Source organism: Leifsonia sp. 2TAF2 (assembly GCF_052115085.1).
Taxonomy (GTDB): Bacteria; Actinomycetota; Actinomycetes; order Actinomycetales; family Microbacteriaceae; genus Leifsonia.
Genome location: NZ_JBFRFY010000002.1, coordinates 1,075,734 through 1,100,594 on the forward strand (window position 1 = coordinate 1,075,734; position 24,861 = coordinate 1,100,594).

General features: G+C 67.3%; 24 protein-coding genes, 1 tRNA gene and 1 pseudogene. 17 read left to right on the forward strand and 9 right to left on the reverse strand.

Translation table 11 applies throughout. From position 1 onward, the window contains the following. The first annotated feature begins 175 nt into the window (after positions 1 to 175). The 3 genes from AB4Z18_RS17305 to AB4Z18_RS17315 all read left to right on the forward strand — a co-directional run bounded on the left by AB4Z18_RS17305 (position 176) and on the right by AB4Z18_RS17315 (position 2,041). On the forward strand, positions 176 to 313 hold the full coding sequence (locus tag AB4Z18_RS17305) for a hypothetical protein (RefSeq protein WP_441783973.1): 138 nt from the start codon (positions 176 to 178) through the stop codon (positions 311 to 313). Between the two features lie 83 nt (positions 314 to 396). Next, positions 397 to 470 (forward strand) — tRNA-Pro (locus tag AB4Z18_RS17310). A gap of 440 nt (positions 471 to 910) precedes the next feature. Next, positions 911 to 2,041, forward strand: coding sequence for an SIR2 family protein (locus AB4Z18_RS17315; RefSeq protein WP_441783974.1), 1,131 nt, complete (start codon positions 911 to 913; stop codon positions 2,039 to 2,041). A gap of 204 nt (positions 2,042 to 2,245) precedes the next feature. Here AB4Z18_RS17315 and AB4Z18_RS17320 read toward each other — a convergent pair whose 3' ends face one another. Further along, positions 2,246 to 3,091, reverse strand: a complete 846-nt coding sequence (locus AB4Z18_RS17320) for a hypothetical protein (protein ID WP_441783975.1) — start codon at positions 3,089 to 3,091, stop codon at positions 2,246 to 2,248. A gap of 723 nt (positions 3,092 to 3,814) precedes the next feature. Between AB4Z18_RS17320 and AB4Z18_RS17325 the strand changes: the two genes are divergently transcribed. Further along, positions 3,815 to 4,336 carry an AAA family ATPase gene (locus AB4Z18_RS17325; protein ID WP_441783976.1) on the forward strand — a complete coding sequence of 174 codons (522 nt, stop codon included), beginning with the start codon at positions 3,815 to 3,817 and terminating at the stop codon, positions 4,334 to 4,336. Positions 4,337 to 4,933: 597 nt separating this feature from the next. Further along, a pseudogene (locus tag AB4Z18_RS17330) lies at positions 4,934 to 4,999 on the forward strand (hypothetical protein); the annotation flags it as partial. 41 nt (positions 5,000 to 5,040) lie between these two features. Here AB4Z18_RS17330 and AB4Z18_RS17335 read toward each other — a convergent pair. The 4 genes from AB4Z18_RS17335 to AB4Z18_RS17350 form a co-directional block, all read right to left on the reverse strand. Then, a complete protein-coding gene (locus tag AB4Z18_RS17335) occupies positions 5,041 to 5,208 on the reverse strand; it encodes a hypothetical protein (RefSeq protein ID WP_441784028.1) in 168 nt (55 codons plus the stop codon). 137 nt (positions 5,209 to 5,345) lie between these two features. After that, on the reverse strand, positions 5,346 to 5,636 hold the full coding sequence (locus AB4Z18_RS17340) for a hypothetical protein (protein ID WP_441783977.1): 291 nt from the start codon (positions 5,634 to 5,636) through the stop codon (positions 5,346 to 5,348). A gap of 6 nt (positions 5,637 to 5,642) precedes the next feature. Then, complete coding sequence (locus AB4Z18_RS17345; RefSeq protein ID WP_441783978.1) at positions 5,643 to 6,569, reverse strand: hypothetical protein; 927 nt, start codon at positions 6,567 to 6,569, stop codon at positions 5,643 to 5,645. Between the two features lie 359 nt (positions 6,570 to 6,928). Further along, positions 6,929 to 7,168, reverse strand: a complete 240-nt coding sequence (locus AB4Z18_RS17350; RefSeq protein WP_441783979.1) for a hypothetical protein — start codon at positions 7,166 to 7,168, stop codon at positions 6,929 to 6,931. A gap of 301 nt (positions 7,169 to 7,469) precedes the next feature. Between AB4Z18_RS17350 and AB4Z18_RS17355 the strand changes: the two genes are divergently transcribed. After that, positions 7,470 to 8,093 (forward strand): putative glycolipid-binding domain-containing protein, encoded by a 624-nt coding sequence (locus AB4Z18_RS17355; protein ID WP_441783980.1) that lies wholly within the window; start codon positions 7,470 to 7,472, stop codon positions 8,091 to 8,093. Positions 8,094 to 8,105: 12 nt separating this feature from the next. Here AB4Z18_RS17355 and AB4Z18_RS17360 read toward each other — a convergent pair whose 3' ends face one another. Further along, on the reverse strand, positions 8,106 to 8,324 hold the full coding sequence (locus AB4Z18_RS17360) for a hypothetical protein (RefSeq protein ID WP_441783981.1): 219 nt from the start codon (positions 8,322 to 8,324) through the stop codon (positions 8,106 to 8,108). Between the two features lie 46 nt (positions 8,325 to 8,370). After that, complete coding sequence (locus AB4Z18_RS17365; protein WP_441783982.1) at positions 8,371 to 9,495, reverse strand: GmrSD restriction endonuclease domain-containing protein; 1,125 nt, start codon at positions 9,493 to 9,495, stop codon at positions 8,371 to 8,373. A 173-nt stretch (positions 9,496 to 9,668) separates the two neighbouring features. Between AB4Z18_RS17365 and AB4Z18_RS17370 the strand changes: the two genes are divergently transcribed. The 3 genes from AB4Z18_RS17370 to trxA are packed head-to-tail and all read left to right on the forward strand — an operon-like array spanning position 9,669 to position 12,390. Then, complete coding sequence (locus tag AB4Z18_RS17370) at positions 9,669 to 10,241, forward strand: PadR family transcriptional regulator (RefSeq protein ID WP_441783983.1); 573 nt, start codon at positions 9,669 to 9,671, stop codon at positions 10,239 to 10,241. 5 nt (positions 10,242 to 10,246) lie between these two features. Further along, the gene (locus tag AB4Z18_RS17375) at positions 10,247 to 11,968 is read left to right on the forward strand and encodes an ABC1 kinase family protein (protein WP_441783984.1); all 1,722 of its coding nucleotides are present in this window, start codon (positions 10,247 to 10,249) and stop codon (positions 11,966 to 11,968) included. Between the two features lie 38 nt (positions 11,969 to 12,006). After that, the gene (gene trxA / locus AB4Z18_RS17380; protein ID WP_441783985.1) at positions 12,007 to 12,390 is read left to right on the forward strand and encodes a thioredoxin; all 384 of its coding nucleotides are present in this window, start codon (positions 12,007 to 12,009) and stop codon (positions 12,388 to 12,390) included. A 34-nt stretch (positions 12,391 to 12,424) separates the two neighbouring features. Here trxA and AB4Z18_RS17385 read toward each other — a convergent pair whose 3' ends face one another. Next, positions 12,425 to 12,724: a hypothetical protein gene (locus tag AB4Z18_RS17385; RefSeq protein ID WP_441783986.1), complete on the reverse strand. Its 300-nt coding sequence runs from the start codon at positions 12,722 to 12,724 to the stop codon at positions 12,425 to 12,427. Between the two features lie 33 nt (positions 12,725 to 12,757). After that, positions 12,758 to 13,798 carry a LacI family DNA-binding transcriptional regulator gene (locus AB4Z18_RS17390; protein WP_441783987.1) on the reverse strand — a complete coding sequence of 347 codons (1,041 nt, stop codon included), beginning with the start codon at positions 13,796 to 13,798 and terminating at the stop codon, positions 12,758 to 12,760. A 198-nt stretch (positions 13,799 to 13,996) separates the two neighbouring features. Between AB4Z18_RS17390 and AB4Z18_RS17395 the strand changes: the two genes are divergently transcribed. From AB4Z18_RS17395 to AB4Z18_RS17430, 8 genes are all read left to right on the forward strand, one after another. Continuing rightward, complete coding sequence (locus AB4Z18_RS17395; RefSeq protein WP_441783988.1) at positions 13,997 to 15,313, forward strand: ABC transporter substrate-binding protein; 1,317 nt, start codon at positions 13,997 to 13,999, stop codon at positions 15,311 to 15,313. Between the two features lie 88 nt (positions 15,314 to 15,401). After that, a complete protein-coding gene (locus tag AB4Z18_RS17400; RefSeq protein ID WP_441783989.1) occupies positions 15,402 to 16,349 on the forward strand; it encodes a carbohydrate ABC transporter permease in 948 nt (315 codons plus the stop codon). After that, positions 16,346 to 17,179, forward strand: a complete 834-nt coding sequence (locus AB4Z18_RS17405) for a carbohydrate ABC transporter permease (protein ID WP_441783990.1) — start codon at positions 16,346 to 16,348, stop codon at positions 17,177 to 17,179. Before AB4Z18_RS17400 ends, AB4Z18_RS17405 begins: the two co-directional genes overlap by 4 nt. 62 nt (positions 17,180 to 17,241) lie before the next feature. Beyond that, positions 17,242 to 19,512, forward strand: a complete 2,271-nt coding sequence (locus AB4Z18_RS17410; protein WP_441783991.1) for a family 78 glycoside hydrolase catalytic domain — start codon at positions 17,242 to 17,244, stop codon at positions 19,510 to 19,512. A gap of 67 nt (positions 19,513 to 19,579) precedes the next feature. Next, positions 19,580 to 20,743 carry an L-rhamnose isomerase gene (rhaI, locus tag AB4Z18_RS17415; protein ID WP_441783992.1) on the forward strand — a complete coding sequence of 388 codons (1,164 nt, stop codon included), beginning with the start codon at positions 19,580 to 19,582 and terminating at the stop codon, positions 20,741 to 20,743. A gap of 5 nt (positions 20,744 to 20,748) precedes the next feature. After that, positions 20,749 to 22,800 carry a bifunctional aldolase/short-chain dehydrogenase gene (locus AB4Z18_RS17420; protein WP_441783993.1) on the forward strand — a complete coding sequence of 684 codons (2,052 nt, stop codon included), beginning with the start codon at positions 20,749 to 20,751 and terminating at the stop codon, positions 22,798 to 22,800. Next, the gene (locus AB4Z18_RS17425; protein ID WP_441783994.1) at positions 22,797 to 24,245 is read left to right on the forward strand and encodes a rhamnulokinase; all 1,449 of its coding nucleotides are present in this window, start codon (positions 22,797 to 22,799) and stop codon (positions 24,243 to 24,245) included. Before AB4Z18_RS17420 ends, AB4Z18_RS17425 begins: the two co-directional genes overlap by 4 nt. Before the next feature lie 8 nt (positions 24,246 to 24,253). Next, positions 24,254 to 24,861: alpha-hydroxy acid oxidase (locus tag AB4Z18_RS17430; protein WP_441783995.1), on the forward strand; the 608-nt coding region annotated here is incomplete at its 3' end.

Below are 24,861 nucleotides of genomic sequence, written 5' to 3' on the forward strand. Positions count from 1 at the left end.
ATCGGGCGCACCTTCGGGTGGTGTGCGACGATCCCGCCGGCACGCTAGAACAAATCTGATCCGCCAGCTCCTCAAGGACATTCGACCGGGCGTGCGCGGGGCCGGGACTTCGCCCGCGCCGACCGTGACGGTCACGTCCGCCGTCACGTCGACGCCCGCTCCTGCATTGGCACTGATGCCCTCCGACCCTTCGACGCGCGGCTTCACCTCGGTGCCCGCCGTTGGGGGCGCCGGAGGCGTCGTCGTGATCTACGACATCGGTGGCACCGTGGGCGAGCCGAAGCTGGTCCACTGGCTCATCAAAGACATCTGACCGGGCGTGCGCGGGGCACCTCGACGACACGGTAGGATGGTCGAGTTGCTTCGCGCGGCCCCACCGGCCGCGCTCCGCGACAGCGGGCTGTGGCGCAGCTTGGTAGCGCACTTGACTGGGGGTCAAGGGGTCGCAGGTTCAAATCCTGTCAGCCCGACGTAGTGAAAAAGCCGGTGGGCACGAAGGTCGCGAAGCGATCACGTGCCCACCGGCTTTTTCACTACTCGCTGCTGTCTATTGGGGTCCCCGCCGCGAGGGACCCCGGGCGAGGCCCGCGCGAGGCGCGGAGCGGCGTTTGGGGGAGCGCGCGGGGCGCAGCCCGGCTTTTTCAAGACTCGCTACTTCAATCGGGTCGCCGCCGCGAGGTGCCCCGCGAGAAATGAGCGGTCTCCGGTGCGTCATGTTCGCCTGGCACAACAACTGGCACGGGGGGCAGCCGCCCAGGACGAGTTGGTCTCGACGGTTGAAGCGGGCACTGAGTAGTGGCAATAGCTTCGCTTGGGGGTGCGGGTGGGCCACGGAGGCTGGAGCGTTGGGTAGCCTGTCGGTAAAGCGAGCGGGCATCTGGTTTGCACGGGATGCTGGACGGGGGTTGCGTTGGCAGTTGTGCGGAGCGTTGCAGTACTTGTCGGCAACGGTCTTTCAATCGCTTTCAATCCTGAGCTGAATCTTCAGAGCATCACAGGCGAAGTTCTTCGTCGCATAGAGGCGGCCGAAGGAGGTGATGTTGTGGTGGCCATGAAAGAGATCGCTGAGCGGGCCCTGCCTGAAGGCGCGAGAAGCGCTGAGGACTTCGAAGTGCTTGTGGGCGCCTTCGGCGCCGAGTCGCGCACGCTCGACCTGCTTGACACCCTTGCTCAGCTAACAAAACCTGCGGACGAAGAACTGCGCGCCGCGATTAGACGAGTTTCGGGCTTTGCCGAGCAGGTGCGGGACACGAGTGTCTCACACGTCCTAGAAGTAATCTCGGAGCGATCACACGCATACGTTGACGACGCGCGGAGTCTCTATGACTTGGTGACGGCCATCATCGAGTCGTTCAAGGGCAAAGTGGTCATTGGAAATCTCAACTACGACACCCTTCTGCTCGCTGCACTCCTTGCAGTGTGTCAATCCGAACTTGTCGATATGGGGCACGGAAACCGACATGTGAAGGTCTTGGTTGACGACCGAATTGAACGCGAGGTGAACGCGCTTAGGTCAAGCATCGACGATTTTCCGAGCCAGAAGAGAGTCCAACTGCTGCATCTTCACGGATCGCTGACCTTCTGGGCGACTCGCGACGGGAAGATCTACGCAAAATTGCCGAAGGAGATGCTCGATGACGGCGATCAGTGGCGCGCAATCCGAGAAGGAACAACGAACGTCCGACCTGTAGTCGTACTTGCGAATCGAAAAGACAAAGCGGAGCACGTGGCCAAGTTTCCCTTTGATCTGGCATATGAGATGTTCTCGAGCGGGTTGGCAAAGGCGACTAGGTGGCTCATCATCGGCTACTCCTTTCGGGATGATCCGGTGAACGCCACGCTCCGCTCGGAGTTCATCAATCGCGATCCGAAGCCCACAGTTCTCGTCGTCACGCACGGTGACGACCTTCGACGTAAGGACGTGGAGAGGGCATTCGGGTGGGGTGCCGAGGACGCCTCGTCCGAGGCGTGGCTGACCATCGAGCGTGGGGGTGCGAGCGGTGTTGAAACGAGGGAGGACTGGATGAACTTCATCGAGTAGGAAGGATTCAACTAGCCGTGCGAGTAGCATCTCTCTCCGATCGTCGCGCGACCATGATGTATCGGCTCGTGCCAGACTCCGCCCGGTGAACGACTATGAGTGGGACTGCTGTCGAGGGCTTAACCGCCGCCGGAGAACCCCCTACTTACATCTGGCTTCCGCCGGATCGCGGTGACCTGAAGGAAGCCCTGGCGTTCGATGCGGTTAGATCGTCGATGGATTCGACGGCGGGGCTGCGTCGTCCCCACGCCTCGCCGCTTCGATCGCGAGAGTCGCGGTGTCGATCCGAACAGTGTTCTTGCGCGCCGCTTCAAGCTCGGCCGCCGCACGGTCTACCGGCGCAGTCGTGGCCCGTTCCGTTTCCAGCGCAAGGGTAGCTGCGGCGATCGCCTGCTCACGCTGGGCGACGATGTTCCCCGAGTTCAACGCCGCTTGCTTGACCGCAACGGCGAACTGGCGGACCTTCTGCCCGTCGTCCGGGTTGCAGGTGACGAGACCCGCAAACCCTGGGCCTTCGATCATCAGGTACAGCTCTCGGTTGTCGTGAATCTTGCTCTTCTTTGCGACACCGCCGACAATCGCGCCCACCGGTCCGAACAGGAGCCCACCGGCGGCGACTCGGGTGAACGTGGTCCGGCTGCTGGTAGCAAGGTTCCCAGCAGTATCGACGATGGCATTCACCGAAGGGTCGAGGTCGAACGTGCCTTGCGCGGTCGTGATCGTCATGGCGGTCAGCGAAACCGACCCGTCTTTTCCACGGTATGACGCAATCGTGCGGACGCCGATACCGTTTGCGGCGTTCAACGCCTTCTCTGCGGTCTTCAATCGCTGGTCCCGGGCCTTCACCTGAGCAGCGTGGGCCTTTTCCGCCGACTTCACCGTCGCCTCGTACTCGACCAGTGCGTCGTGCCGTTCCCGTTCCGCTGGAGACATCGCATCGATCCGGGCTCGTTCCTTGTGCTGGCGGGCTCGGATGAGGAAGAACGCTCCGACCGCGGCGGCGATGAGAACGAGGACGACGACCAGACCGACGACGGCGCCTGAGTCCATAGGGAACACTCCTGACTAGCTTGAGAAACGCTTCAGGCTATCGGCAGTTGGGTGATCTCGGCCTGCCCCATTGTGGGGTGCAGGGATCCTGTCAATTGCGTCCAGTTCGCGCTGCCTGGCGCGTCCCTTGGAGGAATCGGAGGGCGTGGCGAGGACAACGCGCTAGGCGCTGACCGCGTTGCCGTCTATGGCGGTTTTCGTCGCGACGCTCGGGGCGCGACCGTGCGCGACCCGGCGGACCGTGGACGTGAACCCGCCCCATGTAGGGGATGTCGTCGATGCTGAACCTACCCGACGGCGCGCCGATCATCGGCTGCGTGTGGATCAGCGTCGTCGCCACCGTGCTTCTGATCTTCCGCCGGCGGGTGGTCACCTTCCTGCTGCGGCTCGCAGCGCCTCAGAATCCGTCGACGGGCAGCGCCGGGACATCGGTATCGGCGTCGCGCTGGTCGCTGTCTTCGCCTACGTGCTCGCCGCCACCCTCACCGCAATGTCATTGCTGCCATCTGGAGAGAAAGCCTGGCCGCTCGCGGTGGGCCTTCCCGTGGCAGCCCTCGTCAGCCTCCTGTACTGGCTCCGGTTCGCGAACGCGGGGATCTCCCTGACGGGGTGGCAGCGTCGATGACAGTGGCAGCAGATCCCTCTGATGCTCTCGGTTCCTGATACGCGCTGTGTCAGTGAGCACGGCGCAGTAGCTTTGTTGCGCCGACGGATGACGGGAGCATGGACATCGTGGATGGGACGGGCAGAGCCCCGGTAGGGGACCCACGCGAGCGGCCTATCGTCATCCTCCTGTGCGGTCTGCCCGGCTCCGGTAAGACGACCTTCGCTCGCCAACGCGAACGAGAGACGGGTGCCATCCGCTTCAGCACGGACGAGTGGATGGCCGACCTCGGTCTCGACTTCTTCGATGCGCTGCGCGACAACGTACAGGCCCGGCTCGACCGACTCTGGGTTCAGCTGGTCGGACGTGGACTGAGCGTCATCCTCGAAGACGGGACCTGGCAGCGGGAAGAGCGCGATGAGATCCGTCGCATCGCCACGCAGCTCGGCGCCAGGACCGAGCTGCACTACTTCGATGTCCCTTTCAACGAACTCTGGCGCCGCCTTGAAGCACGCAACGTTCGTCCGCCCTACGGTGCCGTGCCGATCACGCGCGAGATCCTCGAGGATTCCCGGCTGCGGCTCCAGCGACCCGATCGGGCCGAGTCCTCGCTTTTCGACCGGTTTGTCCTGCATCGCTGAGAGCGACGGCCGCCGACCCGCGATGCGCTCGTTGTGGGCGCACGCCGCGCTCCTCCATGTCGAGCGCACCGGATTCCGGCGTGACCGTTGCGAAGGTGTGGCGAAGTTCGTGAAAGTGCAGGCCGGTCATCCCGGGCGCGCTGGGTCGGAGGCTTGAAGGTGTACCGGTAAAAGCCCTGGTAACCGAAGCGGTGCGAGTAGCTGTGGGCGTTGTGCCCGGGCACCTTCCCTGGCCAGAGCAGCGCGTCGGGGTCACCGAGGTACGGGTGGCTTTCAAGATAGGCGGCGAGGTCCGCGTACAACTGGTCGTCCAGAATCGGCACGTCTCGAACGGATCGCTTCGACTTCGGCGAGCCGGTGACGTGGCCCGCACTCGTGTGCGTGGTGTTCTGGCGAACCTGCAGCTCGGTATGTCGCAGGTCGATGTGCTTGATCTGCAAGGCGGCGACCTCGCCCGCGCGGAGACCCGTGAAAGCGGCGAACCGCACAAGCAGGTCATACGGCGACTGCGTGTCCAGTTCCGCGGCCAGGGTCGAAACCTCTTCCACCGACAGGAAGCGCGCTTCACTGGTGTCCGCTTTGAGCTTAGCGACGGCGATGCACGAACACGGCTGGTGGGTCAAAGGCACCTTCGATGACACCCCTGTCGCCACCCAGGTCTACCGGTTGGTCAGGGGCCGCAGGTTGAATCAGCTACCCTTCGCCTACGACGTCGTGGACCAGAGGACGGTGACCGTCGGGACGGGGAGCAGGCCAACGAGCTGCGGGATGTCCGGGTCTACGAGTTCTCCTTCGTCCCCCATCGGTGCGAACCAGGACACCAGCGTGCTCGCCGTCAAGAGCACAGCGGTCAGCCGTGCAGCAACCGCCACGCTGACCCTTTGACTTCGCATCCTGAGGGCTGCCCACTGAACACTTCGGACGGAGCGCGCAGCACAGCCCCCCGGACAACATGTGTCCAGGGACTGCGGCAGCGACCCACCTGTCGGGTGAAGGCTCGCACCGTTCCCTACATGACGCCAGCTATCAGAAGAACCGTGTAGATGGCCCAGCATCCAGCGGCGATGTAGCTCCCCACGCTCTGGGTGGGTTTGCCCTTCCTCCCGGAATACACACCGAAGACCAGGAAGAACCCCGACAACATGGCGAACGTGAAGGGATTCACCACGCGCGCCAGTTCAGCGTGATTGGTGAGCCCGAGAACGATCTGGACCACGATGCTCGCAATGACAACTCCTATGAGAACTGTTATTGCGATGTAGAGGGCGGACCACTTGCGAGGTCCCGTTTCTGTAGTCATACCTTCCTAGGCGATGCAGGCCTTGAGGCCGTAGATGGACGCGGCGGTTGCCCAGACACCTAGACCTGAGGTGGTGGTAACCAGTCCGGCACCCGTGCCTGCAATCGCAACGATGCAGTCGAGGCTAGCGCGTGCCGGATTACCCGGAAGGCCGTTGAGGGTCAGATAGTACGTGTAAGCCACTCGGCCGTTGTAGTACATCTGAAGGCGCGAACCCTTGCACGTCGTAAGCGCGGTCCCCGGCTTCAGGAAGTAGCTGCTGCCATTTGTGAGCACGCAGTTGTAGGAATAGGCGCTCGTGGACGGGTCAGCCACAACCGGGAACGCGGTGTGCTCCGTGAAAGCGACCACCTGGGTAAGCGTGGCCCCGTGCACCTCGTAGTGGGTGGGCACGGGTTCACCGTTCGCGTCCTTGGCCCAGGCGTCTCCGAATACGCGCAGCGGGGAGCCGTCCGCTGTCACGATTGCCACAGTGCCACCCGGGGTCTGCACGAGCGATGCGCCGTTCGGAACATCAATCCGGTAGTCGTACCGTTTGGGCGCCTGCGCGTTCTCGATCACCGTGTTGAGCTGCACAGTGCCGTCCGCGTGCGCGACCGGAACCGTAGAGGAGCCGTTGTTGTTGTCGTACACGACAACCCCGGCCTTCTGCGAGGCGATCGCTTCTGTTGCCTGCGCCGCGAACGGCAGCCCTATCCGCAAGTCCGGAGCATCACCAGCCCCGGACAGTTGCACGCCATCGGTCGGATCCTTCGGGACCGCTACCGTGTCACCACTCGGCAGCGATGCCTGAATCGCCGTGTCCGCATCACTGGACGTCTTGGCCACATCGGACACTGCGGTCGGTGCAACCTGCTGGATGGCAGCAACCGCATCCACGGCATTCGTCGTTGCCGCATCCGTAGCAGCGAAACCGGTCAGGCCAGCACCCATGATGCAAACCCCCGCTAGCGTTGCCACTGACGTCAATACACGAGGCTTCTTCACTGAGTTCTCCCTTTCGTTCTTCGCGAAAGATCGAAGTGGACTCATGTCCATCACCCGGCGACCCGGAACGGTCGTAGTCCACTACCCAACGGGCTGAATGCCCCGTCACTTGACTAGACGCAGCTCAAGGGTTTTCATTACGCGCGGCTTTGGCCAATGCATGGGTTGGACGCAGGCCGTCGGCCGGAAGGGGAATTGGGTCCAGATCGCGGCGTACGAATCGCTGCACCAGTCTTCCCGGTAACTAGCCGGTACCCCCGGCGATATCGGGCACCCCCTACGCGCGCGAGCGCTGTCGCCGTGAATCAGGCGTCTGGGCCGAGAACCCCGACTTCGCCCAGCCGGAGGTCGTCATAGGAGGCGTATTCCTCGCGCTCGCGCAGCTCGGCAACCTTCTCCTGAGCACCCTCGGCGGTGCGGAGGCGCGCAGCGACTTCCTCGGCCCTTGGTCGCGTGGGCACGCCAATGAAATGGTCACCGTTGAGTTCGAGTGCGTGATCGGGGCCGGCGAGGATTTGGAAGGTCACCTGATATTCGTTCGGCATGCCGGAAGGCTACTGCCTTGACCCACCTACGGTGCTGTGCCGATAGTGCGCGAAATACTCGAGGACTCTCGGCTGCGGCTCCAACCTCCCGATCCGGCTGAGTGCTCGCTTTTCGACCGGTTTGTCGTGCATCGCTGACAGCCTGAGGTCGCAGGTCCGCGATGAGCTCGTCGTGGGTTCAAGCCGCGCTACTCTTCCCGAGTGACCGCGAGGCCGGCTTGCCGCTCCTTGAGCGAAGCGCGGGGAAGGGTCATCCTGTAACCGAGGGAGTCGGGATGCGCGGAGCGGTCAGGCACGTCGAGTGGGTCGGGGCGACGACCCGGAGCGGTTGGAGGCCGCCACGATCACGCTCGCCGAGGACCGGCTGGATGCGCTCGGGACCTCGCGGACGACCGACTACGTCACGAGCTGGTCGCTCGAGACCGGGCCGGAATGGGTGACGTCGCGGCTCGATGTCGCTGTCTTCGGGCGTGGGTTCATGCGCCGTCTCACGCTGGCGCGGGATGCGCACGGCCGGTGGACGAGCGAAGCGACGCAGCAGGGCACTCGCCTGTACCGGGGGCACGAGCTCGACGAGCCCGGCATCAGCGACGATGACCTCCGGGCCGGAGCGCTCGACGGCGCGGACGACTGCGACCTCGCCCTCTGTCCGGTGACGAACACCATGCCGATCCTGCGGCTGGGCGCGCACCGGCAGCAGGTCGCCGAGACGGCGTTCGTGATGGCGTGGGTGGCGCTGCCGTCGCTCGCGGTCATCCGCAGCGAGCAGCTGTACAGTTCGGAACCCTACGACCCACGGACCGGTCACGCCACAGTGCGCTACACGAGCGCCACGCGCGACTTCACGGCCGATCTCACCGTCGACCCGGACGGCGTCGTCATCGACTATCCGCGGCTCGCCCGGCGCATCCGCACGCGCGACTGAGACGCGAGCGCCTCAGGACTCGCGCTTCCGCAGGTACACGTAAGTGACCCACTCCAAGACGCCCAGCACCGCAGCGACCAGGGCGAGGAGCAGGTTCCAGAAGGTCCCGCCGCTGAACCCGATCACCACGAACAGCACGCAGAGCACTGTGTAGCCGACCGCGACGATGAGCGCCCCGCGGGCGTTTCGGGCGGCGAGCCACCACGGGCGCTTGGGCTGGGGATCGGTCATGACGCTCACTCTACGGTGCGCGCCGGGCCGGGGAGGGAGCCGGATGTCACTCGCAGGCGACGCCGTCGCCGTCGCGGTCGAGCTTGCGCGAGTATCCCGGCTGACCGGCGAGGATGGGAGCGGCACCCGCGGCGCGCACGGCGTCGCAATTCGCGTAGTACACGTCGGGAGCCGGGGCGGGTGCGGGCGCCGGGGCGGGTGCAGGAGCGGGCGCCGGGGCGGGAGCGGGCGCAGGCGCCGGAGCGGGAGCAGGGGCGGGTGCGGGAGCGGGGGCAGGCGCCGGCGCGGCCGCCGGGGTGAACGCCGACGACTCCGCCGCCTGCGAGGAGCATCCCGAAAGCACCCGGGTCATCGCGTCGTGCTCTGCGCTCGTCACCCACAGACCGTACGTCGCCTTTACGGAGATCTGGCGCGCCACGTACTCGCAGCGGAAGGCCTTGTTCGCGGGCAGCCAGGTTGCGGCGTCGCCGGCGGACTTCTGCTCGTTGGATCGTGCATCCACGGCGATCAGGTTCAGCGGGTCGTTCGCGAGGCTCACCCGCTGCGCCTGGGTGAGCTTCTGGGCGCCGGTGATCCAGGCATTCTGGAGGGGCACGATGTGGTCGATCTGCACCAGCGCCGAGGTCTTCTCGCCACGGACGAAGGCGATCGTCTGCCCCGTGTATTTGCTGACGAGGTTTCCGGACAGGACCTTGCACGCGCCCTGGCGGACAGCGCCGGTGAGGTCCCGGGAAAGGATGTCGTTGCGGGTGTCGCAGCCGTTGCGGTCCACATCCAGCCATGCGGTGCCGAAGTCGGTGGTGCGCTGGTAGCCGGTCGCCGGGGCCTTGCCCTTGACGGGAAGGGTGGCGAGCACCTCGAGAGCGGTCTTGGAGGTGATGCTGTTGTCGGCCAGCACGACGGCTGGGCCGCTCTCGGCGGGTACGGCGGTCGCGGGATCGAGCGGCTCGCCCGCGCGAGGCGTCGCGGTCACGGAAGACATGGCAGACGGTGTCGCACTGTGGACGCTCCCCGCCGCGACCGGGTCGACGGGATGTGCGGCGGCGGCCAGGCTGCTCCCGACGACGATGACGATCAGGAGCACGAGCCCGGCACCGACCCACGTGATCACCGGGATCCGGCGCCGCTTCCTGGGGTCAGCGGCAGGGGGAAGCGGAGCAGAATCGGTCACAGGGTCCTTCTCGGTCGGGCGTTTGAACCCTAACCTGAAACAGGTAAATCGGTACGGAAGCCCCGCGGGACGGCCCTGGCCGTGACGTTCGCTGAGCGAAAGCTGAGTCTCCTACTCATGATCGCCTCAGCGATATATCGTTAGGTATCGCTCAACGAGCTAGGAGGCCCATCATGTCCAACTCATTCCCCACCGGCGGGTTCGGTTCCCGCATGGATCCGGACGCCATGTGGCAGGCGTTCGAGCAGTTGCGGTCGACCTTCGAGAAGAAGGTCGGCGGGCGGATGGGACGCGGCGATGTCCGCGCCGCCGTGCTGTCGCTGCTCAGCGAGAAGCCGATGCACGGCTACCAGATCATCCGCGAGATCGAGGAGCGCAGCGGCGGCAGTTGGAAGCCGAGCGCCGGTTCCGTCTACCCCACGCTGCAACTGCTGGCCGACGAAGGACTCATCACCGCGGAGGAGTCGAACGGGCGCAAGACGTACGCGCTGACCGAGGCGGGACGCGCCGTCGCGGCGAGTGAGGCATCCACGCCGTGGCAGACCGGCAGCGCAGGCGCAGGCGCAGGCACCGGCACCGGCGCAGGCGACCGCCGCGCGGCCGGGAACCTCCCCAAGGCCGGCGTCGAACTGGCGCAAGCCGCGGCGCAGGTGCACCGCACCGGGACGCCCGAGCAGGTTCAGGAGGCAGTCGCCGTGCTCGAAGAGGCGCGGCGGAAGCTCTACTCGATCCTCGCCGAGGGCTGAGCCGGGTGACATCCGAGCAGGCGCCCGCCGCGGTTCCGGCCAGCCCCGCGGCGACGCCGGCGACCCGCGCCCGCTACCGCCGCATCCTGCGGTTCGCCGGGTGGAACCTCGCCGTCACGTGGTGGTACGAGCTGTTCCTGCCGCGGATCGGGCTGGCTCGCGTGGCCGAGCGCACCCGGTCGCGGCGCATGCGGCGGTTCGCGCAGCGGTTCCACGTGCTGGCGGTCGACCTCGGCGGGCTCATGATCAAGGTGGGGCAGTTCATGTCGTCGCGCCTGGATGTGCTGCCGCCTGAGATCACCAGTGAGCTGGAGGGGCTGCAAGACGAGGTCCCTGCCGTGCCGTTCCCGGCGATCCGCGCTCTCGCCGAGGTGGAGCTGGGCGTTCCGCTGGAGCAGGCGTTCGCGTCCATCGACCCGGTTCCGGTCGCCGCGGCTTCCCTCGGGCAGGCGCATCGTGGCTGGCTCGTGCCCGAGCTCGCCGCCGCGACGGGGCTGGGCGCGGTGGTACTCAAGGTGCAGCGCCCCGGCATCGACGCGATCGTGGATGTGGACCTCGCCGCCCTCCGCCGTGTCGGGCGTTGGCTCAGCCACGTCCGGCTCGTCTCCGATCGGGTGGACGCTCCGGCGCTCGTCGAGGAGTTCGCGCGGACCAGCCTCGAGGAGATCGACTACCTGCACGAGGCGGCCAACTCGGAACGGTTCGCGGAGGAGTTCGACGGCGACCCCCGCGTGGCCGTGCCCGAGGTGGTGTGGGAGCGGACGACCCGCCGCGTCCTCACCCTGGAGGATGTGACGGCCATCAAGATCACCGACGCGGCGGCACTGCGCGCCGCGGGTATCGATCCGGCGGAGGTCGCGCCGGTGTTCGCCGAGGTGATGTTCGACCAGCTGTTCACGAATGGGTTCTTCCACGCCGACCCGCACCCGGGCAACATCTTCGTCACCCCGAGGCCCGAGGCCCCGGCGGGGGAGCGGCCGTGGCTGCTCACCTTCGTCGATTTCGGCATGATGGGCGAGGTGCCGCCGGGCACACGCAGCGGCCTACGCAAGCTGCTGATCGCGGCGGCCTCCCGCGACGGCAAGGGGCTCGTGGATGCGATCCGCGACATTGGCGTGCTGCTCCCGACCGCCGACACGGCGGAGTTGGAACGGGCGATGACGCATCTGTTCGGCCGGTTCGGAGGGATGGGGTTCGCCGAGCTGCGGGAGGTCGACCCGCGCGAGTTCCGCGAGTTCGCGGTCGAATTCGGCGACGTGGTGCGGTCGCTGCCGTTCCAGCTGCCCGAGAACTTCCTGCTCATCATCCGCGCCATGTCGCTCACCTCGGGGGTGTGCAGCGCGCTCGACCCCGGGTTCAACCTGTGGGACTCTGTGGAGCCGTATGCGGCGCAACTGCTGCGGGACGAACGCGGCAACCTCGTGCAGGATCTCGCCCAGCAGGCGCTGGAGATCGCCGGTATCGCCCTGCGCCTCCCCAAGCGGCTGGATGGTCTGGTCACGCGGGTGGAGGACGGCACGATCGCGGTCACCTCGCCGCGCCTGGAGCAGCGGGTCGGGCGGCTCGAGCGGACGGCCCGGCGCCTCTCCGCCGCGGTGGTGTTCGGCGGGGTGCTGATCGCCGGCGCGATCATCCATGCGAGCGATGCGGTGCTCGGTACGGTCTTCCTGATCGCGTCCGTGGTTCCGCTGGCGTTCACCGTGTTCACAGGTCGGCGGGGCAGCTGAGGCGGAATACCGCCTGGTGAGGTTGCGTTTCACCTCACATGGCAACCACCGAGATCACCTCGACCAACCACGACCAGACCGTCTCCGACGGCATCGTGCTGCTCGACTTCTGGGCCGACTGGTGCGGCCCGTGTCACATGTTCGCGCCCATCTTCGAGAAGGCGTCGGAGCAGCACAGCGACATCACGTTCGGCAAGATCGACACCGAGGCGCAGCAGTCGCTCGCCGCGTCCTACGGCATCCAGTCGATCCCGACCCTCGTCGCCTACCGCGACGGCATCCCGCTGTTCTCGCAGGCCGGCGCCCTCCCCGGTGAGGCCGTCGAGAACCTCATCGAGCAGATCCGCGGCCTCGACATGACCGAGGTGCGCAAGCAGTACGACGAGCTGAAGGCGGCAGCGGAAGCGCAGCAGCAGAGCTGAGCGCGCCCGCACGCATCAGAAGGCGCGGTTCCCGTCAGTCGACGGGGGCCGCGCCTTCTGCTTGACGGGTCTCAGAAAACAGCCGCGCGACGTACGCCATCACGATGGAGGCGCCGATCAGGGCGACGCCCAGCGGCGGCACGACCTGCGCGGTGAGGCCCACCACGATGCTCACAGCGGACAGCAGACCCTGGTCGACACCGGCGGAGGCGTTCTGCTGCACACTGAGCGCGTAGCCGAGCTGCGGCATCAACGCCGCCAGCAGGAGCCCGCCGAGCGTGAGGCCGATGCCCCACCACAGCACCACTTTCGGGCGCAGTCTGGATGCGGTCACGAGCGTCCCCCTTCGTCGCGGTTGGCCCCGATCCTAGTGGGCCACGCGGGTGACGGCATCACGATCCGACGCCGAGCTGCTCGCCCGCACCACCAGCTGCGGCTGGTACAGCACGTGTCGAGGCTCCAGCGCGGGGTTCTGGGATTCCTCGATCAGGATCTCGACACCAGTGCGTCCGATCAGCTGACTGGGCTGTCGGACTGAGGTCAGCGGAACGACCGACGCGCTCGCGAACATGATGTCGTCGTACCCGACGAGGGCGATGTCCTCGGGGATGGCGAGCCGCCCGTTGATGAAGAGTCCCTGCAGCAGCCCGACGGCGACGAGGTCGTTCGCTGCGAAGACGGCGTCCGGGCGGCGGGCCGGCGGCCGCCGGACCAGCGCCTCTCCCGCGCGTCGACCCTCGTGCACGGTGAGGGCCTCCACGGGCACGACCTCGAGAGTGACGCCGGGATGCTTGGCCGCCTCGCCGCGTGCACCGGCGAGGCGGTCGCTCACCTGGCGGATCTGCAGCGGCCCACCGACGAAAGCGAGCCGGGAGCGACCCGACCCGATGAGATGGGCGGCGGCGAGGGCGCCGCCCGCGACGTCGTCGACGGAGACGGAGCTGAACGAATCGTCGCTGCTGACCCGGTCGACCAGCACCGCTGCGATGCCCCGCTCGCGCAGCTGGCGCAGCCTCGCCGCCGGGTCGCCGACGGGGGAGAGCAGCACGCCGCGCACGCGCAGCTCCTCGAACAGGCCGAGGTAACCGGCTTCGCGGTCTCTGCGATCGTTGCTGTTGCCGACGATGACGCTGTAGCCGGCCTCCGCCGCCGCATCCTCTGCCGCGGTCGTCAGGTCGGTGAAGAAGGGATTGCCGCCGCTCAGGGTGATCAGGCCGAGCGCCTGACTGTGACCCAGGCGGAGCTGTCGCGCGGCCTCGTTGCGGACGTAGGAGAGCTTGTGCATGGCCGACATGACGCGTTCCACGGTTTCGGGCGCGACGATCTCCGGCCGGTTCAGGACGTTCGAAACGGTGCCGACCGAGACCTGCGCCAGAGCGGCGACGTCTTTCACGCTTGCGGAAGCCATGCGACTCCTCCCTGGTCGCCATGCTAGCGGAGCGTCGTTGAATCGAACCAACGACACCGCGCCGACGGGCTGATTTTGAATCGTTATTATTGCGTCTTGACGGGAGGATGCGCATCCCTCTATGGTCAGTGAAGCGTTTCAAACTCACCCGAAAATCCCCCGGGACTGCGACGCTCTCAAAATACAAGGAGGTATTTGATGTTCTCTCGTAGGACGGCGACACGAGTCGCCGCCACTCTCGGCGGCGTCGCGCTCATCGGTGCTGCCCTGGCCGGCTGCAGCTCATCCGGCGGATCCGGCGGTGCGACCACCATCTCGATGCTGGCCGCGGGCAACGACCCCGCGAGCACCACCTTCGCCAAGGACCTGGTCAAGGCCTTCCACAAGGCCAACCCCTCGATCACGGTCAAGGTCGAGACGCGCCCCGGCGGAACCGACGGCGACAACCTGGTCAAGACGCGGCTCTCCACCGGGGACATGAACGACGTCTTCCTCTACAACTCGGGTTCGCTCTTCCAGGCCCTGCGGCCGGATACCCAGCTCCAGCCGCTGAGCGACGAGGCGTGGGCAAAGGATCTGACGAGCGACTACAAGAAGACCGTCAGCACGGAGAAGGCCCTCTACGGGGCACCGACGGGCACCACCTTCAACGGCGGCATCATGTACAACAAGAAGGTCTACGAGAAGCTCGGCTTGAGCGTCCCGAAGACCTGGGACGACTTCATCTCGAACAGCGAGAAGATCAAGGCCGCCGGAATCGCTCCCGTGATCCAGTCGTACGGCGACACCTGGACGAGTCAGTTGTTCGTGCTCGCCGACTTCGCCAACGTGAATGCGAAGGACTCGAACTGGGCCACGGACTACACGGCGAACAAGGCCGACGCGAAGTACTCGAAGGAGCCGGCCCTCGCCGGCTTCGAGCACACCCGCGAGATCTTCGACAAGGGCCTGATGAACAAGGACTTCGCGTCCCTGACCAACGTCAACGCCCTGAAGATGCTGGCCACAGGCGAGGGCGCGCAGTACCCGATGATCACCGCGGTGATCAGCAACGTGCTGCAGTCCAACCCCGACCAGATCAACGACATCGGGTACTTCGCGATCCCGTCCGACTCGGGTGAGCCGAACGCGACCGTCTGGGAGCCGACGTCGGCCTACATCCCGAAGTCGACCACGGGCGACAAGCTGACCGCGGCGAAGAAGCTGATCGCGTTCATCAACTCCTCCGAGGGCTGCGACATCCAGAACAGTGCGGGCACCCCGGCCGGACCGTTCGCCATCAGCACGTGCAAGCTGCCCTCCGACGCTCCGGCGCTGGTGAAGGACGAGCTGGCATACCAGGAGGCGAAGAAGACCGGCCTCGCGCTGGAGTTCCTCTCGCCGATCAAGGGTCCGAACCTGGAGAAGATCCTGATCCAGGTCGGCTCCGGCATCTCCTCGGCCAAGGAGGGCGCGGCCCTCTACGACCAGGACGTGAAGGCGCAGGCCCAGCAGCTGGGCATCAAGGGCTGGTGACGCCCCGACCGGGTCGGCGCGATCGCGTCGGCCCGGTCGCCCCCGGCCCTGAGCCCGGCCACCACAGAACACTCGACGAGGAGCGGACATGTCGACGGCTACCCCTTCGACCGCAACGCAGGCGGCCGGAATCCTGACCGAGGCGAAAGGCCCCGATGATCGCAAGGCCCGGCGCACCGGCATCAGGTCGCACTATCCGACCTGGTTCTTCATCCCGGCGCTGGTTCTGTACGCCGTCTTCTTCGCGATCCCGTCGTTGTCGTCGTTCTACTTCTCGCTCACCCGCTGGTCGCTGTTCGATGCGCAGTTCATCGGATTCGCGAACTACGTCCAGTTCTTCCAGGACCCGCAGCTCTACACGAGCTTCATCCACACCCTGGTTTACGCGATCCTCACCTCCGGAGCCAAGGTCATCATCGGCTTCTTCCTGGCACTGCTCCTGACCTCCCCGGTCGTCGGGCGCGGCTACCTCCGGGCGATCGTCTTCTTCCCCGTGCTGCTGTCGACCATCGGCGTCGGCATCCTCTGGAAGGCGCTGCTCGACCCGTTCCACGGGATGGTCAACGGCGTGCTCGGCTTCTTCGGGCTCCCGCAGCCGGGTTGGTTCACGGATCCGAACCTCGCGCTCTACACGATCGCCGGCGTCGACATCTGGAAAGGCGTCGGCATCGCGACGCTCATCTTCATGGCCGGGATCGTCGCCATCCCGAACGAGTTCTACGAGGCGGCCAGGATGGACGGGGCCACCGGCTGGCGCATCCTGCGCGATATCACCCTCCCGCTGAGCCGCGGCGCCATGGCGACCGTCATCATCCTCTCGCTCATCGGCGGTCTGCGCTCCTTCGACATCATCTGGGCCACGACCGGCGGAGGCCCCGGCTTCACCAGCGACGTGCTCGCATCGGTGATCTACAAGCAGTACCAGGCGGGCTTCTACGGACTGTCCACCGCGGGCAACGTCGTGCTGTTCCTCGTGGTGACGGTGATCATGGTGCCGCTGTCGTACTTCCTGAACAGAAAGCAGGTGGAGCTGTGAAGCGGCAGCGCATCCGGTCCTGGACGATCGGGGTCATCGCCATCGCGGTCTCCGTCGTCGTCTTCCTCGTCCCCCTCGCGTTCGTGCTCCTCCAGGCCTCGAAGACGCCGGACGACGCCTCCAGCCTCGCCTTCACCTGGCCGAAGGAGTGGAGCTTCCTCCCGAATCTGATCGCGGTGCTGGAGAGCGGCGACGGTCTGATCTGGCGCGCTTTCTTCAACTCCGCCATCCTCACCGTCTTCTCGGTCACCCTCATGGTGATCATCGCGGCCATGGCCGGCTACGTGCTGGCCCGCAAGCGCAGCAAGTGGGGACCGGTCGTCAACTTCTTCGTGCTCGCCGGGCTCATCGTGCCTCCGGCCGTCGTCCCGACGATCTGGGTGCTGCAGGGCCTCGGCCTGTTCAAGACGATGCCGGGCATGATCCTGATCGAGACCACCTTCGGCCTGTCGTTCTCGATCCTGATGTTCCGGGCGTTCTTCGGGACGGTGCCCCGGGAGCTCGACGAGGCGGCGGTGCTCGACGGCGCCGGGCGTGTGCGGATGTTCTTCCAGGTCATCCTCCCGCTGCTGCGGCCCGTCATCGTCACGGTGATCGTTGTGCAGTCGGTCTTCGTCTTCAACGACTTCCAGAACCCGCTCTACTTCCTGCCGGGCGCCGACAACGCCACCGTCCAGACGACCCTCTACAGCTTCTCGGGCCAGAACCTGAGCTTCTACAACCTGCTCTTCATGGACTTCCTGCTCATCACCGTCCCGCCGCTCGTCGCCTACATCTTCTTCAACCGGCAGATCATCGCCGGCATGACGAGCGGCGCCGTGAAGGGATGAGCCGGATGCCCGCCGAGACCACCGACACCGAACCAACGACACGAAACCGGAGAGACACCGCAATGAACTGGCACGCCCGCATGATCGCCGCCGCGAACGACTTCGACGGAGCGCCGCTGCTGCGACGGGAGTTCTCCCTCGAGGCCGGCCATGGCGCCGTCACCCGTGCGACCCTGCACCTCACCGCTCACGGCATCGTCGAGGCGTGGATCAACGGTCGCCCGGTGTCGGAGGACCTGTTCACGCCGGGCTGGAGCGCCTACGAGTGGCACCTGCGGTACGCGGACTACGACGTCACCGAACTGCTGAGCGACACCTCGGTCCTCGCGCTCGCGCTCGGCAAGGGCTGGTTCGGCGGACGGTTGGGTTGGGCCGGCGGCGGCTCGTACTACGGTGACAGCCTCGGAGCGTTCGCCCAGCTGGAGGTGGAGTTCGCCGACGGCACGACCCAGCTCGTCGTGACCGATCAGGACTGGACCTCCGGCCCCAGCCCGGTGCTCGCCAACGACCTGTACGACGGGCAGACGATCGACGCCCGTCTGCGGGACGACGCCTGGAAGACCGTCGGTTTCGCGGGTGAGGGATGGACGGGCGTGCGCGAGCTCGACTTCGATACCGCGACCCTGACGCCGTACATCGGTCCGCGCGTGACCCGCTGGGCCGCGCTCCCGGTGCAGGAGATCACCACCTCCCCGTCGGGCCGGACCCTGGTCGACTTCGGCCAGAACCTGGTCGGCTGGATCAAGGTCCGAGTGCAGGGCGAGGCAGGCACGGAGGTCGTGATCCGTCACGCCGAGGTGCTCGAGCACGGCGAGCTGGGCGTCCGCCCGCTGCGGAGTGCGAAGGCGACCGACCGCTACATCCTGAGCGGCGGGGTCGACGAGTTCGAGCCGACGTTCACCTTCCACGGGTTCCGCTACGCCGAGATCGAGGGATGGCCGGGCGAGTTGAAGCCGGAGGACCTGACGGCGATCGCGGTCGGCTCCGAGCTGACGCGCATCGGCGAGTTCCGCACCTCAGACCCGCTGCTCAATCAGTTCCACGAGAACGTCGTGTGGGGGATGCGCGGCAACTTCCTCGATGTCCCCACCGACTGCCCGCAGCGCGATGAGCGGCTCGGCTGGACGGGCGACATCGCAGCGTTCGCGCCGACGGCGGCGTTCCTGTACGACGTCGACGGGTTCCTCTCCGACTGGCTGGTCGACCTCGACCTGGAGCAGCAGCACCACGACAGCATCGTCGGTTTCGTAATCCCGGACATCCTGAAGCACATCGACCAGCCGACCGACTTCGGCCCGGTCGAATCGACCGCCATCTGGAGCGACGCTGCGGTGTGGGTGCCGTGGACGCTGTACCAGGCGTACGGCGATGACACGGTGCTGCGGCGGCAGTTCGACTCGATGACCTCGCACGTCCGGCATGTCGAGTCGCTGCTGTCACCGGCCGGGGTCTGGGACACCAGCTTCCAGTTCGGCGACTGGCTCGACCCCGACGCACCGCCGGAGGACCCGGCGCGCGCGAAGGCGGACACCGGAGTCGTCGCCACGGCCTGCGCCTTCCGTTCGGCGACGATCGTCGCCGAGACCGCGAAGCTGCTCGGACGGGTGGACGAGCAGGCGGAGTTCGAGGCCCTGGCCGCGCGCCTCCGCCAGGCGTTCACGACCGAGTACGTCCGCGACGGTGTCGTGAAGAGCGACTGCACCACCGTCTACGCGCTCGCGATCGTCTTCGGACTGCTCGACCCGACCGACGAGGAGTTCGCCGGCAACCGGCTGTCGGAGCTGACCGCCGAGGCCGGCTACCGCATCTCGACCGGTTTCGCGGGTACGCCGTTCATCACGGACGCCCTCACGCAGACCGGCCACCTCGACGACGCGTACCGGCTGCTGCTGGAGCGCGAGTGCCCGTCCTGGCTGTACCCGGTCACGATGGGAGCCACGACGGTGTGGGAGCGGTGGGACTCGATGCTTCCCGACGGCACCATCAACCCGGGCGAGATGACGAGCTTCAACCACTACGCCCTGGGCGCTGTGGCCGACTGGATGCACCGCGTGGTCGGGGGAGTCTCCCCGCTCGAGCCGGGCTACGCCCGAGTGCTCGTGGCGCCGCAGCCGGGCGGCGGTCTGACCGAGGCGGAGACCTCGCTGGCGACGCCTCACGGCCCGGTGCGCGTGCGGTGGACGCTCGACGGTGACGACCTCACCGTGGAGGCCGAGCTCCCGGACGGTGTGGACGGGGTGCTCCGGCTCCCCGGGCGCGACGACCAGACCATCGGCGCTGGGCGCACGAGCGCGACGACCGCACTGCCGGCCACCGTCGACGTCGTCCGCTGACCGGCGACGGCTTCGACCACGACAGCGGCCGCGCATCCCGCAGCGGCAGAGAGAAAGTGAAACTCCCATGACCCTCCCCGTCGAGATCCGGGATCAGCTGGCGCTGCAGGCGATCGAGCTGCCGAGCTGGGCGTTCGGCAACTCGGGCACCCGGTTCAGGGTGTTCGGAACCCCGGGCACCGCGCGCGATCCGTTCGAGAAGATCTCGGACGCCGCGCAGGTGCACAAGCACACCGGCCTGGCTCCGAGCGTCGCCCTGCACATCCCGTGGGACCGGGTCGACTCGTATGCCGACCTGAAGAAGCACGCCGAGGACAACGGCGTCGAGCTCGGGACGGTCAACTCGAACACCTTCCAGGACGACGACTACAAGTTCGGTTCGGTCACGCACTCCGACGACCGCATCCGGCAGAAGGCCATCGACCACCACTTCGAGTGCATCGACGTGATGAACGAGACGGGGTCGCGCGACCTCAAGATCTGGTTGGCCGACGGCACGAACTACCCGGGTCAGGACTCCATGCGCGCGCGTCAGGACCGCCTGGCAGACTCCCTGGCGAAGATCTACGAGCGCATCGGTGAGGGTCAGCGGTTGGTGCTGGAGTACAAGTTCTTCGAGCCGGCTTTCTATCACACGGATGTTCCGGACTGGGGGACGAGCTACGTGCAGACCGCGGCGCTCGGCGACCGCGCGGTGGTGTGCCTGGACACCGGTCACCACGCGCCGGGCACGAACATCGAGTTCATCGTGATGCAGTTGTTGCGGCTCGGGAAGCTGGGCTCGTTCGACTTCAACAGCCGGTTCTACGCCGACGATGACCTGATCGTGGGTGCGGCCGACCCGTTCCAGCTGTTCCGCATCATCTTCGAGGTGATCCGCGGCGGCGGCTACGCGAACCCCGAGGTCGCGTTCATGCTCGACCAGTGCCACAACCTGGAGGCGAAGATCCCGGGCCAGATCCGGTCGGTGCTCAACGTGCAGGAGGCCACGGCGAAGGCCCTGCTGGTCGACCTCGACGCTCTCGACGCCGCCCAGCGCGCCAACGACGTCCTCGCGGCCAACACGGTGTTCATGGATGCGTTCAACACCGACGTGCGCTCCGACCTGGCCGCCTGGCGCGAGTCGCGCGGCCTACAGGCCGACCCGATGGCCGCCTACAAGGCCAGCCGGTACCAGGAGAAGATCGAGGCCGACCGCGTCGGCGGCACGCAGGCCGGATGGGGGGCGTGAGCCGGATGACCGCGAAAGAACACGCGAACGAGACCGTCGCAGCACTCCTTTCCCGCTCCAACCGCTTGGGCTCCGATCCTGCGAACACGAACTACGCCGGCGGGAACACGTCCGCCAAGGGCACCGAGACCGACCCGGTCACGGGTGAGCCGGTCGAGCTGCTCTGGGTGAAAGGCTCCGGGGGAGACCTCGGCACGCTCACCGACCAGGGCCTCGCCGTGCTCCGCCTGGACCGGCTCCGGGCGCTGCAGAACGTCTACCCGGGCGTCGAGCGCGAGGACGAAATGGTCGCGGCGCTCGACTACACGCTCCACGGCAAGGGCGGCGCGGCGCCGTCGATCGACACGGCGATGCATGGCCTGGTGGATGCGGCCCACGTCGACCACCTGCATCCTGACTCCGGTATCGCCATCGCGACGGCGGCCGACGGCGAGCAGCTGACGCGGGAGATCTTCGGCGGTCGCGTCGTGTGGGTTCCGTGGCGGCGCCCCGGGTTCCAGCTCGGGCTCGACATCGCCGCGATCAAGGCGGCGAACCCGGATGCGATCGGCACGATCCTCGGCGGGCACGGCATCACGGCGTGGGGCGACACGAGCGACCAGGCTGAAGCGAACTCGCTGTGGATCATCCAGACGGCCGCCGATTACATCGCGGCGCACGGACGCCCGGAGCCGTTCGGTGCGGCGCTGCCCGGCTACGAGCCGCTGCCGGAGGCGGAGCGGCGGGCGAAGGCCGCGGCCCTCGCCCCGCACCTGCGTGCCATCGCCTCCACCGACCGGGTACAGGTCGGCCACTTCACCGATTCGCCGGTCGTGCTCGACTTCCTCGCCTCCGCTGAGCACCCGCGGCTGGCAGCGCTGGGCACCTCCTGCCCGGACCACTTCCTGCGCACCAAGGTCAAGCCGCTCGTGCTCGACCTCACGGCCGACGCCTCCATCGAGGACTCGGTGGCGCGGCTGGAGGAGCTGCACGAGCAGTACCGGGCCGACTACCAGGCCTACTACGACCGGCACGCGACGGCCGACTCGCCTGCGATCCGCGGCGCGGACCCGGCGATCGTGCTGATCCCGGGCGTCGGGATGTTCTCCTACGGCGCCAACAAGCAGACGGCCCGCGTGGCGGGCGAGTTCTACCTCAACGCCATCAACGTCATGCGCGGCGCCGAGGCGCTGTCGACCTACGCGCCCATCCCGGAGTCGGAGAAGTTCCGCATCGAGTACTGGGCGCTGGAGGAGGCCAAGTTGCAGCGGATGCCGAAGCCCAAGCCGCTCGCCGGCCGCATCGCGCTCGTCACGGGCGCCGCCTCGGGCATCGGCAAAGCGATCGCGACCCGGCTCGCGGGTGAGGGCGCGTGCGTCGTCATCGCCGACCTCGACCTGGCGAAGGCGCAAGCAGCCGCGGCCGAGATCGGCGGCGCGGACGTGGCGATCGGTGTCGCTGCGGACGTGACCGACGAGAAGGCGGTGGAGGCATCCATCCGGGATGCGCTGCTCGCCTTCGGGGGGCTCGACCTGGTCGTCAACAACGCAGGCCTGTCGATCTCGAAGCCGCTGCTGGAGACCACGAACGCCGACTGGGATCTGCAGCACAATGTGATGGCCAAGGGGTCGTTCCTGGTGTCGCGTGCCGCGGCCCGCGTGCTGATCGAGCAGAAGCTCGGCGGCGACATCGTCTACATCTCCTCGAAGAACTCGATCTTCGCCGGCCCGAACAACATCGCGTACTCGGCGACGAAGGCCGACCAGGCGCACCAGGTGCGGCTGCTCGCGGCGGAGCTCGGGGAGCACGGCATCCGCGTCAATGGCATCAACCCGGACGGTGTCGTGCGCGGCTCCGGAATCTTTGCCGGCGGCTGGGGCGCCAAGCGCGCGGCGGTCTACGGGGTGCCGGAAGAGGAGCTCGGCCAGTACTACGCGCAGCGGACGCTGCTCAAGCGCGAGGTGCTGCCAGAGCACGTGGCCAACGCGGTGTTCGTTCTGTGCACCAGCGACCTCGACCACACGACCGGGCTGCACATCCCGGTCGACGCGGGGGTCGCGGCCGCGTTCCTGCGATGACGGCGAGTGGAGCTGGCGCCTCCGGCACCGTCGCCGCGGTCGACCTGGGGGCGACGAGCGGTCGCGTGATGCATGCCCGCGTCGGCGCCGACACGCTCGAGCTGACCGAGGCCGCGCGCTTCCCGAACACGCCCGTACGGGTGTGGGAGGGGGACCGCGCGGCCCTGCACTGGGATGCGACCGGCCTCTACGCGAACGTGCTCGCTGGGCTCGGCGTGGTTGCGCGATCCGACCCCGGGCTTGCGAGCGTCGGCGTGGATGCGTGGGCGGTCGACTACGGTCTGCTGGCCGGTGGACGGCTGCTCCGCGAGCCGTACCACTACCGCGACGAGCGGACCGCGGCCGGCGTCTCGGCGGTGCACGCCACGGTCGACCCGGCCGAGCTGTACCGGGAGGGCGGGCTCCAGTTCCTCCCGTTCAACTCGCTGTACCAGCTGTCGGTGGATGCGGCCGACGGCTCCCTCGGGAGCGCTGACCGCATCCTGCTCGTCCCCGACCTGATCACCTACTGGCTGACCGGGACCGAGCAGGCGGAGCGGACCAACGCGTCCACCACCGGACTGCTGACCGGCGACGGCGGCTGGAACGACCCGCTCATCGCGCGCCTCGGGCTGCCGCGTTCGGTGTTCGCCCCGCTGGTGGATGCCGGAACCCACGTCGGCGGACTGCTCCCGTCGCTGGCTTCAGACCTGCCGTTCGACGGCGGCGGCCCGGCCGTCACCGCCGTCGGCTCACACGACACCGCGTCGGCGGTCGTCGCCGTGCCGATGGATGCCTCCCGCGCGGCATACATCTCGTGCGGCACCTGGGGCCTCGTCGGCGTGGAGATCGAGCACCGCATCCTGAGCGACGAGGGACGTGTGGCCAACTTCACCAACGAGGGCGGAGTGGATGGGCGCATCCGCTACCTGCACAACGTCATGGGGCTCTGGCTGCTCAGCGAGTCGCTGCGCGAATGGCAGCGCCGTGGACTCCCCGTGACCCTGGAGGCGCTGCTCGCCGAGGCCGCGGCGCTGCCGCGACCGGCCGACCTGTTCGACGCCGACGACCCCCGGTTCCTGGCGCCCGGAGACCTGCCCTCACGGATCGCGTCCTGGTTCGAGGAGCGCGGGCTGCGGGCACCGGCTAGCCCTGCGGGCATGGTCCGCGTCATCGTCGAGAGCCTCGCCGAGGCGTTCGCGCGTACCGTGGAGCGCGCGTCCGAGCTGTCGGGCGTGCCGGTCGACACCATCCACTTGGTCGGGGGCGGAGCGCGCAACGCCCTGCTCTGCCAGGCCACCGCCGACCGGGCCGGCGTGCCCGTTCTCGCCGGGCCGGTCGAGGCGACCGCCATCGGCAACGTCTTGGTGCAGGCTCGTGCTGCCGGTCTCCTTTCCGGCGACCTCGAGACGCTCCGCGGCCTCGTCGCCCGCACCTCCCACCTCATCCGCTACGACCCCAGATAGGCAGTCACATGGTTTCCCGTCAGTTCCCTCGTCCGGCGGAGTTGCTGGAGTTGATGCAGTTCAAGCGGCCGGAGCTGAATCTGAAGAAGCGGCGGTTGTCGTCGGCGTTGACGATCGAGGATTTGGCGCGGATCGCTCGCCGGCGGACGCCGAAGGCGGCGTTCGACTACACCGAGGGCGCGGCCGAGGGGGAGCTGTCGTTGGCGCGGGCGCGGCAGGCGTTCCAGGATGTGGAGTTCCACCCCTCGATCCTTCGGGATGTGTCCAGCGTGGACACGTCTTGTGAGATTTGGGGTGGCCGGTCGGCGTTGCCGTTCGGGATCGCACCGACTGGGTTCACCCGGTTGATGCAGACCGAGGGCGAGACCGCCGGGGCGGGGGCGGCTGCGGCGGCGGGGATCCCGTTCACCCTGTCCACCCTGGGCACGACCTCGATCGAGAACGTGAAAGCGGCGAACCCGCACGGCCGGAACTGGTTCCAGTTGTATGTGATGCGGCAGCGGGAGATCAGTTACAGCCTGGTGGAGCGGGCTGCGGCGGCGGGGTTCGACACGTTGTTCTTCACGGTGGACACCCCGATCGCCGGGGCCCGGTTGCGGGACAAACGGAACGGGTT